Origin of the sequence: Pseudomonas putida (assembly GCF_001976065.1) — a bacterium.
Classification (GTDB): Bacteria; Pseudomonadota; Gammaproteobacteria; order Pseudomonadales; family Pseudomonadaceae; genus Aquipseudomonas; species Aquipseudomonas serbica.
The window spans coordinates 995,847-1,011,481 of the sequence record NZ_MNAH01000001.1; the positions used below are offsets into that span (position 1 = coordinate 995,847).

The window sequence follows — 15,635 nt, forward strand, 5'->3', positions numbered from 1 at the left end:
TGCTCGTCCTGATGATCCTTGCCTGCTGGGTGCTCCGCGAGGCGTGCGGTGTTATTGATCGCCGGCAGCGCCGGGCGCGGGGTGACCGTCGATGAAGTCCTTCACCTTGAAGCCTGTACGCGCAAAACGCATCGACCATGAAGGCCTCGAGCAGGCCGCGCTGATGGCGGAGCTGTGGGCGCGGGTGCCCGTGGTTGCCGACCTGATCTATCACGTCCCGAACGGAGGGCACCGGGTGAAAGCCGTTGCCGCGAAGTTGAAGGCCCAGGGCGTCAAGGCAGGCATCCCGGACTTGAAGCTACCAATGGCTCGCGGCGGATATTTCGGCCTGTACATCGAGTTCAAGGCCACGCCGCCGTATGACGCCGCGATCTCGGCCAGCCAGCACGAACGCATTCGCAAACTGAACGACCAGGGTTACCTCGCTGTGGTCTGCCGTGGGCATTTCGATGCGATGGAACAGATCCGCGCCTACCTTCGCATGGCACCGACAGTGGTGGCTGCATGAGTCATCAATTCAATTCGGGCGATCTGGCTCTGACACTCACCTCTGGCTTTGGATTCGCCGCGATGACCACGGTAAAGCTCGATGTTTTCCTGCGCAAGGGTCAGACCGCTCAAGAACCAGATGGCCGATTGTTCACTCCGAAATTCGACGGCTGGGTGATCTATCGCGATGACGTGGATGGCTCGGGGTTCTTTCGTCCTAAGCACCTGATGCCACTGCGCGGTGACTTCGCCCCAGAACAGCAGAAGTCGCGAGAGGTGTCCGCATGAGCGAAACGATGCTGACCACCTTTTCGGATGCCGAGATCCGCCGGCAGGCCGATAACCTCCACGTACGAGACATGCGCGACGCGCGGTACCCGGGCGTGTATTTCCGTTTTCACCAAAATCGCCAACGCGGGTCGTGGCACCTGGTGGTCGGCAAAAAGTGGGAGAAGATCGCCGGCTTCCCGGAGTTGCCGGTGAAAGGCCTGATCAGTGCGCTGCCGAAGATCCGTGAGCGCCTGGCTGCTGACCCGAAAGCTTCGGCTGCCGCCGGCACGCTGCAAACGGTTGGCCAGTTGCTGGACTGGTTCATGGTCCGCCAATCGACTGAGCGGAGCCTGTCGGCCAAGCGCCGGGCCACCAACACCTCGATCATCACCTGCCACCTCAAGCCACGCCTTAGTGATCTGCTGGTGGACGAAATCGACCGGTCATCCCTGGACAAGCAGGTGATGTGGCCGATGCAAGCCGAAATGTCGTTGTCCTATGTCCGTCTGATGTGGGGCGTGCTGGTGGTCGCTTTCCGCCAGGCCGAGAAGTTGCGCCTGATCGCCAAGAATCCCATCGCCGGGTTCAAGTTCACCGATTTCACGAAGGCCCGCATCTTGCCGAAGCCGTCCCGCTTGCGCGCCGTGCAGCTGGAGGAAGTCATCGAACAACTGGCCGGCGGCTTCGATCAGCACCCGCAAGACTGCATGCTGGCTCTGATGATGCTCTGCCATGGCACCCGGGTCGGGGAAACTCGCATGGCCCGGTGGGCACACCTGACCCTGGGTGAGCAGGGCGAGTGGTTCATCCCGGCCGAGAACACCAAGACCCGTTGCGAGCATCGGTTGCCGATCACCCACCAGGTCTGCGCGCTGCTCGAGCGGTACCGGGATTGGCAGTCGGCCAAAGGCTACAAAGGCGCCTACCTGTTCCAAGCGCGGAACCGTGGGCCGATCAGCGACAGCCAGGCGTGTGCCGTGTTCACCCGGTTGGGCAAGGGCGAATGGACCAGCCACGACCTGCGCAAGGTGGCCCGTACCGGCTGGACAGACCTCGGTGTCGACTTCCTGATTGGCGAGATGCTGGTGAACCATACGATGACCCGCAACGTGCAGACCTACATCCACACGTCCGCCGAACATCTCAAGCGCGAAGCCCTGAACAAGTGGCACGAATGGTTAGACGGGAAGGGCTTCTACCTGATTCACCGCTCGACCATGACTAGAAACGGAAATTCGCAGAATGCCGTCGAGGCCTTTAATGGCGCGGCTTCTAGCCAAATCAAGAATCCATAAAAGGCGAGGTTTAAAAATGGAAAAAAGGACTCACGGGCCCGCCTTCAAGGCTCAGCAGCTTGAGTTGGCCGTGTGCCAGACCTGCTGCGGCAAGGCGTTCATCAAGGGCGTTTTCCACGATCTGTTCTGCGTCCAGTGCAACGCCTCCGGGTGGGTTGAGGCAGGCACGGGCTACGCCTTGTCGTTGGAGTTCCTGGTTACGCACTTGAGCTTGAAGTTGCAGCAGGCCCAGCAGCAGATCGAATTATTGGAGCGCGGAGTCCCGACTGGTCCCGTAGCTCAGTACACACAAAACAACCGCCGCGGTGCCGGCGGTTCGAATTTCACTGGGGATTAAAGGAAGGGGACAGTCATGATGATTCGCAAGCCGGCTACACGACCATTAGGGGACACTGAATACTTGCTGGAGCAGTGGGGATGGTGGCGTATGGACGGTATGGGGGTTCCAGGGTACGTTTCACCAGCATTAGGGATTATGCGTCAGGCAACGCCTCAGGTTTCTGCAAGTATTAGTTACTGCATTACCGATGATTGGGCTCTCGCCATTGATGAGGCTGTGGCTAGGCTCACTCGTCGCGATCAACAGATAGGCGATATCGTTTGGTTGTATTTCGGGGCTAAGTGGCCAATGGCTAGAGTTGGGAAGCATTATGGTATTAGTGAAGGTAAAACACGTGAGTTGGTACGCGCCGGTTCCGCCTGGGTTGACGGTGCATTAAGTTCGATGCGGCAGGTCGCTTGAAGAATTATTGTGGTTTTCTACAAGTATTTCATAAGTTGAATTGTTTTGGGTTGAAATATATTTAATACGTAGCTGTCGGGTCGGGCCGGCAGCTACTTTGTCCGGAAAAATCCTGAGGCCGTGGTGCTTTAAATGTATTGTTTGTTATGGCTTAGGAGGTTCTTTTTTGTCATCTGATTTTTCTTTTCCTAATTTCTGAACGGCTTCGGCAATTTGGACAGCCTTGTCAAATATTTTTGGATCAAATTTATCCGCGTCATTACCGGAAAAGGCCGAGCTTGAGTTTATATTCCAGTGCTCGAATGCTTCTTTTATTTGAGACCACTCCGCTTCGGCGCCATATGTTTCGAGATAAAATTTTCCAAAATTTATTGCGTGCTTCCGCTCGCTGTTTTTAATTGCTTCATGCGTAAAAGACTGACTGTAGGTAAAGCAGTACTTTGCTAGAGCTATGAACAATCCAATTACGATAACTCCTTTGAACGCAAAAAAAGTCACTTGAGACCATGGTATTTCAGTCTGCCCTTGAATTGGGGTAAGGCCCAATACACCAAAATATAACCCTGTCCCAACACCTAAAATCAGAGCCAAGGAGCCAGCAATAGACCAATTTCTTCCCTTGGAATGGTAAGTTTTTGCCGATGAATCTAAAGATGACAGAGCTTCATTTACGTATGCACTAGAACGGCTTTCAATTTTGTTACGACTTTCCTCGCGATATTTCTCTTTTTCACGTTCAAGTTCTTCTAGGGCAAGTGCGATCTTACTCTCTTTTTCTTTAATGGCATTATTCAGTTGTTCTTGTAACGCAACTGTCTCGCGCTCTCTCATGGACAGCATATGCTGCTGTGCCGCAGTTCTTTGGCGATGCTCTTCTATTTCGCGCTCAAGTGAATTTTGTCGTTCAAAATGCTCGCGCTGCATTTGTTCGCGGAAGATTTCAAGTTCTTGCTTTTGTCGTTCAATTTGTGCCCTGTAAGTTTGTTCTCGCTCAAAGCTTTCGCGTTCTCTTTGAGCTAATTCCTCCTGTCTCTTTATAATTTCATCTGATAAATATTTTGCTCTTTTGGCTTCGCTGTTGGAAAAGCGACTATTTAGCTCTGGTTTAATTAAGATGAGGTTGTCTAGTGAGTTATCTCCGCCCTCGCTTATTGGAGTAATGTGCTCTATTACGAGGTTGTCTGGATGTTCCACTGCTTCGCCGCTGATCGCGCACCGAAGTCCATCGCGTTTGATTAATGCGTCTTTGATTGTTTTGTTTTTGCTCGTACTCATGTAATACCTGCATGGACAAGCCCCGTAAGTTTATGGGGCCGCCGATTAATGTCTATGTCTGCTAATTTGATTTCGCATAGTGTTGTCACGGAAGCTAGCAAAATGCCATTCTGGAGTCCAGCAACTGTTCCCTACAGACCGATTTTCTTTTTTCTTTCTGGCAATCGAAAGGGGAAGGGGCGGAAATTTCAGCCGCTTGAGGTAATTCATAAAGGTACAATTTCGGGCTTTTCCGCGCGGAATAAACCTGTTTTCATATCAGCGTGAATTGCTGTGACCGCAGCGTGACGCGTTTCAAAGCCCGGCTGTGGTTTCGGGCTTTTTGCTTTCTACAGTTCACAGAGCCTCGGCATTTGCCGGGGCTTTTTCGTTTTCGGCTCCACCACACCCATTGCTCCGAGCTGGGAGTGCCGCTGGGGCCGAATCTATTGCACTCCCAGAAAAGGGAGGAATCGAGATGCCGAACATGCCTGAAAAGGATCCTGGCCTGTGGGCCGCTCTGCTTGCCTGGTTGGTGATGCACCAGCCGCAACTCTTCGCTGCTGGCTTGTCCGTTGGCATCGCCGTTTTGCGGGTTATGTACGGCGGCGGAACACGTCGCCAGATGTACCTTGAAGGCGCGTTGTGCGGACTGGTTACGCTCTCATTGGTGCCATTGCTTGAATGGATGGGGTTGCCGCAAAGCATGGCTACCTTCGTTGGCGGGGCGGTTGGTTTTCTTGGTGTGGAAAAGGTGCGTGGATACTACGAGCGTGCAGCGGCACGCAGAGTAGAAGGTTGATCTCGTTGGTGATGAGGTGAAACGTGGTCAGGATCGACGCCAGTACCAATGTGGAAGAGCTGTCGAAGGCTCTGCGCATGTTGGGTGCCCAGCAGTTGCCGTTCGCCTTCGCGCTTATGGCTACACGTCTGGCTCTGCTGGTGAAGAAGGGCGAGCTCTCTGTAATGAGGCAGCGCCTCGACCGGCCAACCGCCACCACGATGAACAGCCTGTATGTGAAGCGGGCCAAGAAGGGTAATCCCGAAGCACGGGCTTTCTTTAAGGATGCGTGGACATCGGGCGTCCCGGCCGACACTTATCTGCAACAGCCAATGAAGGGTGGTCGCCGGCCACATAAGCGTTTCGAGAAAGCGTTGATCGCGAAAGGCCTGATGAAGCCAAGCCAATACGCTATTCCGGCACCATCGGCACTGAACGAATTCGGCAACGTACCACGCGGCGTGATCACCAAGATCCTGTCAGGCCTGGGCGCAGCCGAGACGGTCAGTGGTGTGCAGGCCAACGCCACCGGCAGCAAGCGCAGTAAGCGTAAGGGTAACGCCGAGAAGTACTTCGCCGGTTATGTCGATGGCACTGAGGGTATCTGGGAGAGTAAGAAGACAGCCTTCGGTGATGCCGTTCGACCTGTGTTCATCTTCAGTGACAGCGAGCCTGGCTACCGGGTGATCATTCCGTTCTACAAGATCGCGGACAACATCGTGAAGACGAACCGGGAGCGAGAGTTCGCCAGCGCGATGGACCAGGCCCTGTCGACAGCCCGTTGATGGTCGGCAGGGGTAGGGGCACCCCCCTTTGGGTCCTTCCCGGCCCCCCGGCCCATTGCGGGTAATTCGGGCCCCGCCCATCAAATATGTATGACCTTTTTTCAGAGGTTGGTTGTTGTTTAATCATGGCCAAAAACGAAACAACCAAACAGCGCGGGTGGTTGAACAAATCCGAGATGGCGTCGAGCCTGGGGATTTCCCCGCAAGCCTTTGACAAATGGGGAGTTGCGCCTGTCGCACGCATCGGTCGAGAGGCGTTCTACACCGTGCAGAACGTGGTCGAAAACCGTGTTGAGCACTCGCAACGGAAACAACAACCAGCAGGCGAGGGAACCGAAGGCGTCGATCCGATGATCGAGTACAAGCTGCTCGAGGAGCGCCGTGGTCTCACCGCCGCCCAGCGGATTGCCCAAGAGAAGAAGAACCTGGTCTTGGACAAGCAGCTGGTGCCCGTCCCATTTGCCACATTTGCCCTCGCCAAAATTGCCGCTCAGATCGGCTCGAAACTGGACACCGTCGGCAAGACCGTCACTCGACGTCACCCAGAGGTTGACCCTCGGATCATCGAGTCGGTGGAGCGGGAGATCTCGCTTGCTCGAAATATTGCTGCCAGCTTTGGTGAGCAACTTCCGGAATTATTAGATGAGTACGTTGAGTCCATGGCTGAATGATCTGCGCAAGTCGATCAAGCTAGGACTCCAGGCGCTCTACAAAGAACCACCGCAAACCGCCGTCGAATGGGCGGATGCAAATTTCTACATGTCCGCCGAGTCCTCCTACAACGAGGGCAAGTGGACGACCGAGCCGTTTCAGGTTGCGATCCTGAACAGCATGGGCAACGACCTGATCAATGTCGTCAACTTCATCAAGTCTGCTCGGATCGGTTACACCAAGCTGTTGATGGCGAACATCGGCTACAAGATCCAGCACAAGCGCCGCAACGTCATGATGTGGAGCCCGACCGACCCGGACGCCGAGGACATCAGCAAAAGCCACGTCAACGGCATGATCCGCGACGTTCCTGTGCTGGGCGACCTGGCTCCGTGGTTCGGCCGCAAGCACAGCGACAACACCCTGGACCAGAAGATATTCGCGAACCGGCGAACCCTCTGGATTCGCGGAGGCAAAGCTTCCCGAAACTATCGTGAGAAATCCGCTGACGAGGTGATCTACGACGAGCTCTCGAACTTTGACGAAAGCGTCGAAGGCGAAGGCGCGCCGATCACCTTGGGCGACAAGCGACTCAACGGTGCGATCTACCCGAAGTCGATCCGAGGTTCAACGCCGAAGCGCGTCGGCTCCTGCCAGATCACCAAGGCCGTCGAAGAGTCACCGTACCTACTCAAATTTCACATTAACTGCCCGCACTGCCGGCAAGAGCAGACGCTCAAGTGGGGCGGCAAGGATTGTGAGTTCGGCCTGAAGTGGGAAAAGAATGCACTCGGTGAGGCCGAGAAAGCTTGGTACGTGTGCGAACACGCGGCTTGCATCATCTGGCACAACGAAATGGTCGAGGCTTCTAAGTCTGGCCGCTGGATCTGCGAGCATACCGGTATCTGGACCCGCGACGGCATGGACTGGTTTGGCGCTGACGATGAAATCATTCGCACACCGCGCTCGGTCAGCTTCAGCATCTGGGCGATCTACAGCACTTGGAGCACCTGGCTCAGCCTGGCCGAAGAGTGGCTGAAGATCAAAGGCGACGTCTCGAAGCTGATCACCTTCATCAACACAACGCGCGGCGAAACGTGGGACGACGACCAGGGCGAAAAGCTCGATCACGAAGTCCTTTACGGTCGCCGCGAAGTTTATCCGCAGGTACCGGCCCTCGGCCTGGTGCTCGTAGGCGGTATCGATACTCAAGACGACCGTTTCGAGGGCCGCGTCTGGGCGTTCGGTCCAGGCGAGGAAGCGTGGTTGGTTCATCGCTTCATTCTGATGGGCGACCCTGCCAGCGAGGAGCTTCGCCGCAAGGTGGGGCTTGAGCTGCACCGGCAGTTCACTCGCGTGGACGGCACCGTGATGAAGGTTGAGCGCTGGACGTGGGACGCCGGCGGCCACTACGCCGATGAGGTCTACGCCGAAAGCCGCAAGCATGGCGTGCACTGGGTGGTACCAATCCGTGGTGCGACCATCTATGGCAAGCCGATCGCGAATTTCCCGCGCACAAAGAACAAGGTTCACAAGGTCTACCTTACCGAGGTCGGAACCGACAACGCCAAAGAGCTGCTCTACAGCCGGATGGGGCTCCCCGTCGATACGGCTGCCTCTCAGGCGGGTGTGTCTCAGCCCGGGGTGGTTCACCTCCCGGCCAACGACGCGATCTGCGACGAATCGGAAGTGAAGCAACTCACCTCAGAAAAGAAAAAAGCAGCCATCTCTAAGGGCAAGCGCGTGATGCGCTGGGACAGCGGGGGCCGCCGAAACGAGGCGCTCGACTGCTTCGTGTATGCGCTCGCCGCGCTGCGCATCTGCCAGCAGCGTTTCGGGCTTGATCTCGATCTGCTGGTTGCTGCTGTCACTGGCGGCAATGAACCGGACGCTGAAGAACGGCCGCGCAAGAAATCAACCTTCTGGTAGCGAGACTTATGGCTTTCACAATCGAGCAGTACCAGGCCTTGCAGGCGGCCATCGCCGAGGGCGCGCTGTCTGTCCGCTACGCCGACAAAAGTGTCACCTACCGGTCGCTCGACGAGATGATCCGGATTCTAAAACTGATGGCCAACGAGCTTGGCCTGAACACAAACACTGACGGCGGCCGCCGTTTCACATCGTTCTCGAAAGGATTTTACCCATGAGCATGCTCGACAGCTTGTTCCCTGGGTACGCCGCGAAGCGCTCGGATGCGCGGCTGAAAAAGCTGCGAACCGAAATGACGATGGACTTGATCAAGCGTCGGTTCGAGGGTGCAGCCGGTGGACGCAGAAATGATAGATGGCGCGCCACCGGCGCCGATGCGAACGCAGAAAATGCACCGGCTCTTGCGAAGCTTCGCAACCGAGCACGCGACCAGCGCCGTAACAATCCGTTCGCTGAGCGAGCTATCACCGGCATCGCGGATAACGCCGTGGGCGCCGGCATCGTGCCGCTGCCACTGGCCAAGCGCGACCGTGACGGTCTGCGGTTGATGGACTTGTGGAAGTCATGGGCCGAAACCACCAGTTGCGATGCTGACGGGCTGGAGGATTTCTACGGTCTGCAGCACATGGTAATGGAAGCTGTCGCTGAAAGTGGCGAGTGCTTGATCCGTCGCCGGCGTCGATTCAGTTCGGACGGTCTTCCCGTCCCGGTTCAGCTTCAAGTTCTTGAGGCTGACTTTCTCGATGAAAACAAGGCTGCGACCATTGGCCTGAATGAGGTCATTCAGGGCGTTGAGTTCGATGCCCTTGGGCGCCGGGTGGCGTATTGGTTGTTCGATAGACACCCAGGCTCCAACGCTGCATGGGGCTCCCTGCAGTCCACGCGAGTGCCGGCGGAAGACGTCATTCATGTGTTTTTGCGCAAGCGCCCCGGACAAGCCAGGGGATACACCTGGCTGGCCCCGGTCATCCAGCGCATGAGTAGCTTCGACGAGATGGAAGATGCGGTCATGGAGCAGGCAAAGATCGCGGCATGCTTTGCAGCATTCGTCACCAAAGACCCTGAAACACATACAGGCGTGAAGAAGGGGCCTGCGCTGATTGATCGAATGGAGCCTGGGATTGTTCAGGAACTTTCGATGGGGGAGGCGGTGAGCTTCGGCACGCCTCCCACTTTCAATGGATACACAACGTACTCCTGGCAAGCGCTCCATGCGATCGCGGTCGGCCTTGGTGTCCCTTACGAGTTGCTGACCGGAGACCTCAAAGGAGTGAACTTCTCCAGCGGTCGCATGGGCTGGCTCAACTTTGCCCGCCGAGTAGACGTCTGGCAGTGGCGAATGCTGATCCCTCAGCTGTGCGACCAGGTCTGGCGCTGGTTCATGGAGGCCCAAGTCCTGTTGCCGGGCGGTGTGACCGACGACGTCAAGGCTTACTGGGTCCCCCCGCGCCGCGACATGGTCGACCCAAAGTCTGAAACCGAGAACGTCATCACGCGGGTGCGGAACGGGCTGACTACCTGGCCCGATGCTTTACGCGAACTCGGCATCACGGACCCGAAGCGCCACGCAGAGCAAATCAAGAAAGCCAACGAAATGATCGACGAGTACGGCCTGGTCCTAGATTGCGACCCGCGCCGCGTCGCGGCCGCTGGCTCACCAAGCCAGCCGCCACCAACCGAAGAGAAACCAGACGATGCCAACTCCGAATCAGGCGACGACCAACAAGACGCATGAAACGCCAATGCTCAGCCTGCGCGCCGCTGTGCGCGAAGGCTCGGTTGACGTCGAACAGCGCACCGTCGAACTCACCTGGACCACCGGCTCGAAAGGCCGGCGCTGGTCCTGGGACATCGGCAGCTATATGGAGGAGCTCGAGGTCAGCTCCAAGGCGCTACGTCTCGACCGGCTGAACAACGGTGCCCCTTTCCTGAATGCCCACAGTTCATACGAACTCTCCGATGTCATTGGTGTTGTGGAAAAGGCCTGGCTCGAAGGTGAAGAGGGCCGGGCGTTGGTTCGCTTTAGCCAGCGCGAGGATGTCGAGGGCATCTTCCGGGACGTGCAGGACGGGATCCTGCGGAACATAAGTGTCGGTTATGCGGTGCACCGCTACGAAGTAGTGGAAGAGGAGGACGACAAGCTGCCGACTTATCGCGCCGTCGACTGGGAGCCGCTGGAGTTGTCCTTGGTCCCAATCGGTTTTGACGATGGCGCCAAGATCCGAAGTGCCGAAACCGCCGCAAATTATAAGGGCCAACGTTTCAACACCATTTTTGAAGTTCGCGAGGTACAACAGCCTCTCGACCAACCGGCCGCCGTGGCCAACACCACCGAGGAAAACCCGATGACTGAAGAAGAAAAGCGCGCGGCCGAGGATCTGATCCGCCGGCAGGCGGAAGAGGCTGAGCGCAAACGCAGTCTTACCATTCGCCAAATGGCGAAGAAGGTTGGTCTGAGTGATGACGTCGCTGAAGACCTGGTCGCCCGTGGCGTCTCGATTGCTGATGCGAGTGCTGCTTTGATCGACAAAGTCGCCGAGCGCCAAGCCGGTAGCCAGACCGAATCGCGCAACAGCCAGCCAACCATTGTTGGTGGTTTGGACCAGACCGTGTTGACAGCCAAGCGCGAAGCAATGCAGAACGCATTGCTCAACCGTTGCAACCCGACCATCGCGCTGATTGAGGGGGCCCGCGAGTTCCGCGGCATGCGCTTACTCGATCTGGCCCGTGAATGCGTGGAGACTGTCGGCGGCAATGCTCGCGGCATGCTCCCCCAAGAAGTGGCGCGAGCGGCGCTCGGCTGTGACCGTACTGCCATGCGCGCGGCCGGCATGCAAACCACCAGTGATTTCCCAATCCTGCTCGGTGGTGGCGTCACCCGGACCCTTCGCGATGCATACGCCCAGGCTCCGCAGACTTGGCGGCCGTTGGGGCAACCGACCACCGTTCAGGATTTCCGTACCACCACCCGGGCTGCCCTGGGGGATATTGCCGCGCTGGAAGAAGTCAAAGAGCATGGCGAGTACAACTACGGCAAGCTCGAGGAAGAAGGCGCTCCAATCCGCGTCACCAAGTTCGGCAAGATCATTCCCATCACTTGGGAATCGGTCATCAACGACGACCTGGGCGCGCTCACCCGTATTCCTCGAGCGTATGGCCTGGCCGCAGCTGAGACCGAATCTAACCTGGTTTGGAATTTGATCCTCAGCAACCCGAACTTCACCGATGGCAATGCCATCTTTGTCGCTGCTCACGGCAACTTGGCTGGCAGTGGTGGAGCGATCAATACCACTACTCTGGGTGCAGCGCGCGCTGCAATGCGCAAGCAAAAATCCAAAGCTGGTGCGTTCCTCAACGTAGAGCCACGCTACCTGGTCGTTGGTCCTGATAAAGAACTGGAAGCCTTCCAGTTCACCAGTTCTCAGTATGTTCCTGCGAAAAATTCTGACATCAACGACGGTCGCAACACGTCGCTGATTGTGATCGTCGACGGCCGAATCACTGGCAACCAGTGGTACCTGTTCACCGAGGCCGGCCTCATTGATACGTTCGAATACGCCTACCTCGAAGGTGAGCCTGGCGTGTTCACCGAGACCCGCGAAGGCTTTGAAGTCGACGGCATGGAAATCAAGGCGCGTCTGGTCTTCGGTGCTGCCTGGATCGATTGGCGCGGGGCGTACAAAAACCCGGGCGCGTAACTCTCCAGTTCGACATGAACCCCAAAGGGCGCCACGTGGCGCCCTTCTTATTTTCCAGTTCCAGTCTCTGAAGGGGACCTTGCATGAAGACTTTCATCCAGAACGGCGACTGCCTGACCGTTCCAGCACCGGCGGGCGGCACCCTCTCGGGCGAGCTCTACAAAGTCGGTTCGATTATCGGAGTCGCGGCCACCACTGAAGTGGCTGGTGCACCGGTGGTGCTTAAGCTCGGCGGTGTGTTCGGCCTGAACAAAACCAGTGCTCAAGCTTGGGCAGTTGGTGACCTGCTGTTCATGAACACTACCACCCGCGCGCTGACTAACGTGTCCGCTACCGGCCTGGTGCTGGTGGGCGTAGCCACCGACGTGGCGGCCAATCCGAGCGCGACCGGTGCCTGCCGACTCAACGGCGTCTCTGCTCCGGCGCCTGTGTAAATGGGCTGGGCCTCAATGGCCCAGCGCATGCTCGGCGTTTCGATCCGTACCTTCAGTGAGCCGTCGGCGACCATCGATCCTGATGGCGCCGTGTACTGGCTGACCGATGGCGTTGCGCCTGGCGTGCCTCTGGCCCAAGCCGTGTTCGATACCGCTCACGTGTCCGTCGATCCCGAGACAGGCGCGCCGGTATCGAGCCAAAACCCAATTCTCGGCGTCCGTCTAATCGACCTGCCGAACAAGCCAACAAGCCGCGATCGCGTCCGCGCCCGCGGCGAGTTGTATGTGATCAGTGACGTACAGCCCGATGGTGTGGCCGGCGTGACGATCATCCTACGGAAAGCATAGCCATGGCCCACCCGCGCGAACTGATCCGCAAGCAGGCTGTTGCCGTGCTGCTGGGTGCCACCAACGCAGGTGCCAGCGTTTATGCCAGCCGCGTCAGGCCGCTGATCTCCAACGGATGGCAGAGCGAACTGCCCGCAATCATCGTCTACACGATGGACGAGTCCAGCGAGATCTTTAATCAGGCGCCCCGGGAGTACCGCCGCCGGGTGGAATTGGTGGTGGAGATCCACGCCGAGGGCAACGACTCGCTGGACGACACGTTGGACGCCTTGGCCAGGCAGGCCGAAAGGCTGCTGCTCATGGATGACACCCTAGGCGGCACGGCGAACGATCTGCAACTACAGCGTTCCCGCATGGTGTTGCTCGATCAGTCGGAGCAACTGACCGGCGCCTGCCGGCTCATCTTCGAGGCCGAGTACTTCGACCGCCACCCCGATGACCTTTTCAACCAGAGCTTGCCCGACCTGAACACGGTCACGACCGAGTACAGCCTGGACAACGCGCAACCCAATCCGGCGGATCGTGCCAAAACGATCATTGAGGACCTGAACCCATGACCACCCGAGTGCTGGTTAAACCCGTCGAGGGGCGCCTGGTGCGGATCCCCGGCACCTACGAGGCACTGCCCGCCGAGGGCAAGCCGCTGGAAGTCGACAGCTACTGGATCCGCAAGGAAGCAGCTGGTGATGTCGTGTTTGAAACTATACAGCCTGAAGTCCAGGCCCCAATCCCCAAAGGTGAGAAATAATGGCTATCGGATTCGACACCATTCCCGGGCCTGGATCGCTGCGCAAACCTGGCGTCTACAGCGAGATCGATAATAGTCAGGCCGTTCGCGGTCCGCAGTCGGTCACCTATCGCCGACTGCTGATTGGCCAGAAGCTGGTTGCCGGCCTCGCCGCGGCCAACACCCTGATTCGCATCACCAGCCCTGCGCAAGCTGATGCCCAGTTCGGCGCAGGGTCAATGCTCGCCGGCATGGTGCGGGCGGCCATGGCCATCGACACCTACACCGAGCTGCTGGTCATGCCACTGATCGACAACGCCGCTGGCGTTGCCGCGACCGGAACCATTGTCTTCACAGGCCCTGCCACAGCTTCCGGCACTGTCGAACTGATGATCGCTGGCCGCCGTGTCTCGGTGAGTGTGATCAGCGCTGATACCCCAACCGCCATCGGCGCTGCCGCAGCTGCCGCAATCAATGCCGCAGCTGATATGCCGGTCACCGCTGGCGCCGTAACGGGTACTGTCACGCTGACCAGCCGCCACAAAGGCGAGGCGGGCAACAGCCTGGATGCCCGGGTGAATTATTACGCGGGGCAGACACTGCCCGCTGGAGTGGGCGTCTCTTTTACTGCGTTTACCAATGGTGCTGGCAACCCTGTTCTGGGTCCTGCACTTGCCACGCTTGGTGATGAGTGGCTGCACACCTGGGCTGTGCCGTACTCCGATTCCGCGAGCCTGGCCAGCATCAAAACCGAGATGGCCAGTCGATTCGCCTGGAATCGCGAGATCGAAGCGCACGCGTTCGCCGCCGCCCGTGGCACGCAAGGGACGCTCGGCGCAATCGGCGACAGCCACAATAGCCAACACCTGACCATCATCATGGCCAACGATGAGCCGATGCCAGCTTACGAGAAAGCTGCTGAAACGATGGCCATCGCAGCCTATTACGCGGCGATTGATCCGGCTCGCCCGATCCAGAATCTGGCTTATGCCTGGTGTTTGCCGCCGGCGGCTGCCGATCGCTTCACCAACGAAGAGCGCAACTTGCTGCTGTTCGACGGCATCGCCACCAGCAAGGTCGCCAATGACGGCACCATGCTGGTCGAGCGGCTGATTACAACTTACAAAACCAACACCGCTGGGGCGTCCGACATCAGCTATCTGGACAGCGAAACGCTGTTCAACCTGATGTTCATTCGCCACGACTGGCGCGACTACATCTTGCGCAAGTACCCGCGTCACAAGCTGGCCGACAACGGCACCCGGTACGGCATCGGCCAAGCGGTCGTCACCCCGAACGTGATGAAGGCGGAAGCCATTGCCAAGTTCCGCGAGTGGGAGGAGCTGGGGTTGGTTGAGAACATCGACGACTTCAAGGCCAACCTGATCGCCGAGCGCAATGCCAGCGACCCAAACAGGCTCGACATGCTGCTGCCGCCGGACCTGGTTAACCAGCTGCGCATCGTCGCCAATAAAATTCAGTTCCGCCTGTAAGGCGGGCTTTAGGAGAACCATCAAATGGCTGGCAAACGCGTTGGCGGCATCATCAGCTTGAAGATCGACGGCGATATGTATTTCGCCAAGGGCGACTTCACCTACAACCTCGGTTTGCCGAAGAAGGAAGGCGTTGTCGGCTCCGATCGTGTCCACGGCTACAAGGAAGTCCCGCAGATCCCGTTCATCGAAGGTGAGGTCACCGACCGGCAAGAGATGAGCCTTGAGGCGCTGATGGGCATCAAGGATTCCACCATCACCCTGGAACTGGCGAACAGCAAAGTCATCGTGTTGCGCGAGGCATGGAACGCGGCCGAGGGCACTGGCAACACCGGTGAGGGGAATGTCCCTGTTCGATTCGAAGGCATGTCGGCCGAGGAGATCAAGTAAATGGCAAAGGAAAAAGTGGTACCGCTCAAGGAGCCGGTTCAATTCGGCAGTGATTTGGTTGCCGAAGTAACCATCACCCGAAAGCTGAAGTTCCTTCGCGGCTATTCATTGCGTGTGGCGTCGGATGGCAAAGGCAACGGATCGCTGGACCTGGACTTCTCCACGCTCATCGACCTCAGCGCCAAGCTCATCGGCCGTGCACCTGCATTCATTGATGAGATGGGTGAAGAGGATCAGGGGGTGCTGATCCAGGAAGCCCGTGATTTTTTGTTACAGCACCTGACGGATGGGAAGCCGGCATAACGGTTGTTACCAAGGTTATGGGTGTTCAGCCGTCCGAAGTCATGGA

Annotated in this window: 20 protein-coding genes; 19 read left to right on the forward strand and 1 reads right to left on the reverse strand. The window is 57.8% G+C overall.

All coding sequences use genetic code 11. The features are described 5' to 3' along the window. Positions 1-91: 91 nt before the first annotated feature. Genes BKX96_RS04615 through BKX96_RS04635 form a run of 5 tightly spaced genes read left to right on the forward strand, consistent with a single transcriptional unit; the run spans position 92 to position 2,796 of the window. Positions 92-508, forward strand: coding sequence for a VRR-NUC domain-containing protein (locus BKX96_RS04615; protein WP_077182861.1), 417 nt, complete (start codon positions 92-94; stop codon positions 506-508). Next, a complete protein-coding gene (locus tag BKX96_RS04620) occupies positions 505-777 on the forward strand; it encodes a hypothetical protein (protein WP_077182862.1) in 273 nt (90 codons plus the stop codon). The genes BKX96_RS04615 and BKX96_RS04620 overlap by 4 nt, the downstream gene beginning before the upstream one ends. Further along, positions 774-2,054 (forward strand): tyrosine-type recombinase/integrase, encoded by a 1,281-nt coding sequence (locus BKX96_RS04625; protein WP_077182863.1) that lies wholly within the window; start codon positions 774-776, stop codon positions 2,052-2,054. Before BKX96_RS04620 ends, BKX96_RS04625 begins: the two co-directional genes overlap by 4 nt. 16 nt (positions 2,055-2,070) lie before the next feature. Next, entirely contained in the window at positions 2,071-2,391 is a 321-nt protein-coding gene (locus BKX96_RS04630; RefSeq protein ID WP_077182864.1) for a hypothetical protein, read from the forward strand. Positions 2,392-2,406: 15 nt separating this feature from the next. Continuing rightward, complete coding sequence (locus BKX96_RS04635) at positions 2,407-2,796, forward strand: antiterminator Q family protein (protein WP_179092123.1); 390 nt, start codon at positions 2,407-2,409, stop codon at positions 2,794-2,796. A gap of 144 nt (positions 2,797-2,940) precedes the next feature. Here BKX96_RS04635 and BKX96_RS04640 read toward each other — a convergent pair whose 3' ends face one another. Beyond that, entirely contained in the window at positions 2,941-4,071 is a 1,131-nt protein-coding gene (locus tag BKX96_RS04640) for an HNH endonuclease (RefSeq protein ID WP_077182865.1), read from the reverse strand. Positions 4,072-4,528: 457 nt separating this feature from the next. On the opposite strand from BKX96_RS04640, the gene BKX96_RS04645 reads away from it, so the two are divergent. From BKX96_RS04645 to BKX96_RS04710, 14 genes are all read left to right on the forward strand, one after another. Next, positions 4,529-4,852, forward strand: a complete 324-nt coding sequence (locus BKX96_RS04645) for a phage holin, lambda family (protein WP_077182866.1) — start codon at positions 4,529-4,531, stop codon at positions 4,850-4,852. 23 nt (positions 4,853-4,875) lie between these two features. Continuing rightward, the gene (locus tag BKX96_RS04650; protein ID WP_077182867.1) at positions 4,876-5,616 is read left to right on the forward strand and encodes a hypothetical protein; all 741 of its coding nucleotides are present in this window, start codon (positions 4,876-4,878) and stop codon (positions 5,614-5,616) included. Positions 5,617-5,741: 125 nt separating this feature from the next. Beyond that, positions 5,742-6,287 (forward strand): terminase small subunit, encoded by a 546-nt coding sequence (locus BKX96_RS04655; RefSeq protein ID WP_077182868.1) that lies wholly within the window; start codon positions 5,742-5,744, stop codon positions 6,285-6,287. After that, positions 6,259-8,196 (forward strand): phage terminase large subunit family protein, encoded by a 1,938-nt coding sequence (locus BKX96_RS04660; protein WP_077182869.1) that lies wholly within the window; start codon positions 6,259-6,261, stop codon positions 8,194-8,196. Before BKX96_RS04655 ends, BKX96_RS04660 begins: the two co-directional genes overlap by 29 nt. A gap of 8 nt (positions 8,197-8,204) precedes the next feature. Next, the gene (locus BKX96_RS04665) at positions 8,205-8,414 is read left to right on the forward strand and encodes a phage head-tail joining protein (protein WP_077182870.1); all 210 of its coding nucleotides are present in this window, start codon (positions 8,205-8,207) and stop codon (positions 8,412-8,414) included. Continuing rightward, positions 8,411-9,931 (forward strand): phage portal protein, encoded by a 1,521-nt coding sequence (locus BKX96_RS04670; protein WP_077182871.1) that lies wholly within the window; start codon positions 8,411-8,413, stop codon positions 9,929-9,931. Before BKX96_RS04665 ends, BKX96_RS04670 begins: the two co-directional genes overlap by 4 nt. Before the next feature lie 7 nt (positions 9,932-9,938). After that, positions 9,939-11,894, forward strand: a complete 1,956-nt coding sequence (locus BKX96_RS04675; RefSeq protein ID WP_077182872.1) for a prohead protease/major capsid protein fusion protein — start codon at positions 9,939-9,941, stop codon at positions 11,892-11,894. Positions 11,895-11,977: 83 nt separating this feature from the next. Then, the gene (locus BKX96_RS04680; protein ID WP_077182873.1) at positions 11,978-12,328 is read left to right on the forward strand and encodes a DUF2190 family protein; all 351 of its coding nucleotides are present in this window, start codon (positions 11,978-11,980) and stop codon (positions 12,326-12,328) included. Beyond that, positions 12,329-12,676 (forward strand): head-tail joining protein, encoded by a 348-nt coding sequence (locus BKX96_RS04685; protein WP_077182874.1) that lies wholly within the window; start codon positions 12,329-12,331, stop codon positions 12,674-12,676. A 2-nt stretch (positions 12,677-12,678) separates the two neighbouring features. Next, complete coding sequence (locus BKX96_RS04690; RefSeq protein WP_077182875.1) at positions 12,679-13,233, forward strand: hypothetical protein; 555 nt, start codon at positions 12,679-12,681, stop codon at positions 13,231-13,233. Continuing rightward, the gene (locus BKX96_RS04695; protein ID WP_077182876.1) at positions 13,230-13,424 is read left to right on the forward strand and encodes a DUF2635 domain-containing protein; all 195 of its coding nucleotides are present in this window, start codon (positions 13,230-13,232) and stop codon (positions 13,422-13,424) included. The genes BKX96_RS04690 and BKX96_RS04695 overlap by 4 nt, the downstream gene beginning before the upstream one ends. Further along, entirely contained in the window at positions 13,424-14,896 is a 1,473-nt protein-coding gene (locus BKX96_RS04700) for a phage tail sheath subtilisin-like domain-containing protein (RefSeq protein WP_077182877.1), read from the forward strand. The genes BKX96_RS04695 and BKX96_RS04700 overlap by 1 nt, the downstream gene beginning before the upstream one ends. A gap of 24 nt (positions 14,897-14,920) precedes the next feature. After that, the gene (locus BKX96_RS04705; RefSeq protein WP_077182878.1) at positions 14,921-15,286 is read left to right on the forward strand and encodes a phage tail tube protein; all 366 of its coding nucleotides are present in this window, start codon (positions 14,921-14,923) and stop codon (positions 15,284-15,286) included. Further along, entirely contained in the window at positions 15,287-15,589 is a 303-nt protein-coding gene (locus BKX96_RS04710; protein ID WP_077182879.1) for a hypothetical protein, read from the forward strand. The last annotated feature ends 46 nt before the right edge of the window (positions 15,590-15,635 follow it).

Coding starts and splice junctions, on each gene's coding strand:
- BKX96_RS04615 (WP_077182861.1), top strand. CDS start 92: ATGAAGTCCTTCACCTTGAAGCCTGTACGCGCAAAACGCATCGACCAT.
- BKX96_RS04620 (WP_077182862.1), top strand. CDS start 505: ATGAGTCATCAATTCAATTCGGGCGATCTGGCTCTGACACTCACCTCT.
- BKX96_RS04625 (WP_077182863.1), top strand. CDS start 774: ATGAGCGAAACGATGCTGACCACCTTTTCGGATGCCGAGATCCGCCGG.
- BKX96_RS04630 (WP_077182864.1), top strand. CDS start 2,071: ATGGAAAAAAGGACTCACGGGCCCGCCTTCAAGGCTCAGCAGCTTGAG.
- BKX96_RS04635 (WP_179092123.1), top strand. CDS start 2,407: ATGATGATTCGCAAGCCGGCTACACGACCATTAGGGGACACTGAATAC.
- BKX96_RS04640 (WP_077182865.1), bottom strand. CDS start 4,071: ATGAGTACGAGCAAAAACAAAACAATCAAAGACGCATTAATCAAACGC.
- BKX96_RS04645 (WP_077182866.1), top strand. CDS start 4,529: ATGCCGAACATGCCTGAAAAGGATCCTGGCCTGTGGGCCGCTCTGCTT.
- BKX96_RS04655 (WP_077182868.1), top strand. CDS start 5,742: ATGGCCAAAAACGAAACAACCAAACAGCGCGGGTGGTTGAACAAATCC.
- BKX96_RS04660 (WP_077182869.1), top strand. CDS start 6,259: ATGAGTACGTTGAGTCCATGGCTGAATGATCTGCGCAAGTCGATCAAG.
- BKX96_RS04665 (WP_077182870.1), top strand. CDS start 8,205: ATGGCTTTCACAATCGAGCAGTACCAGGCCTTGCAGGCGGCCATCGCC.
- BKX96_RS04670 (WP_077182871.1), top strand. CDS start 8,411: ATGAGCATGCTCGACAGCTTGTTCCCTGGGTACGCCGCGAAGCGCTCG.
- BKX96_RS04675 (WP_077182872.1), top strand. CDS start 9,939: ATGCTCAGCCTGCGCGCCGCTGTGCGCGAAGGCTCGGTTGACGTCGAA.
- BKX96_RS04680 (WP_077182873.1), top strand. CDS start 11,978: ATGAAGACTTTCATCCAGAACGGCGACTGCCTGACCGTTCCAGCACCG.
- BKX96_RS04685 (WP_077182874.1), top strand. CDS start 12,329: ATGGGCTGGGCCTCAATGGCCCAGCGCATGCTCGGCGTTTCGATCCGT.
- BKX96_RS04690 (WP_077182875.1), top strand. CDS start 12,679: ATGGCCCACCCGCGCGAACTGATCCGCAAGCAGGCTGTTGCCGTGCTG.
- BKX96_RS04695 (WP_077182876.1), top strand. CDS start 13,230: ATGACCACCCGAGTGCTGGTTAAACCCGTCGAGGGGCGCCTGGTGCGG.
- BKX96_RS04700 (WP_077182877.1), top strand. CDS start 13,424: ATGGCTATCGGATTCGACACCATTCCCGGGCCTGGATCGCTGCGCAAA.
- BKX96_RS04705 (WP_077182878.1), top strand. CDS start 14,921: ATGGCTGGCAAACGCGTTGGCGGCATCATCAGCTTGAAGATCGACGGC.
- BKX96_RS04710 (WP_077182879.1), top strand. CDS start 15,287: ATGGCAAAGGAAAAAGTGGTACCGCTCAAGGAGCCGGTTCAATTCGGC.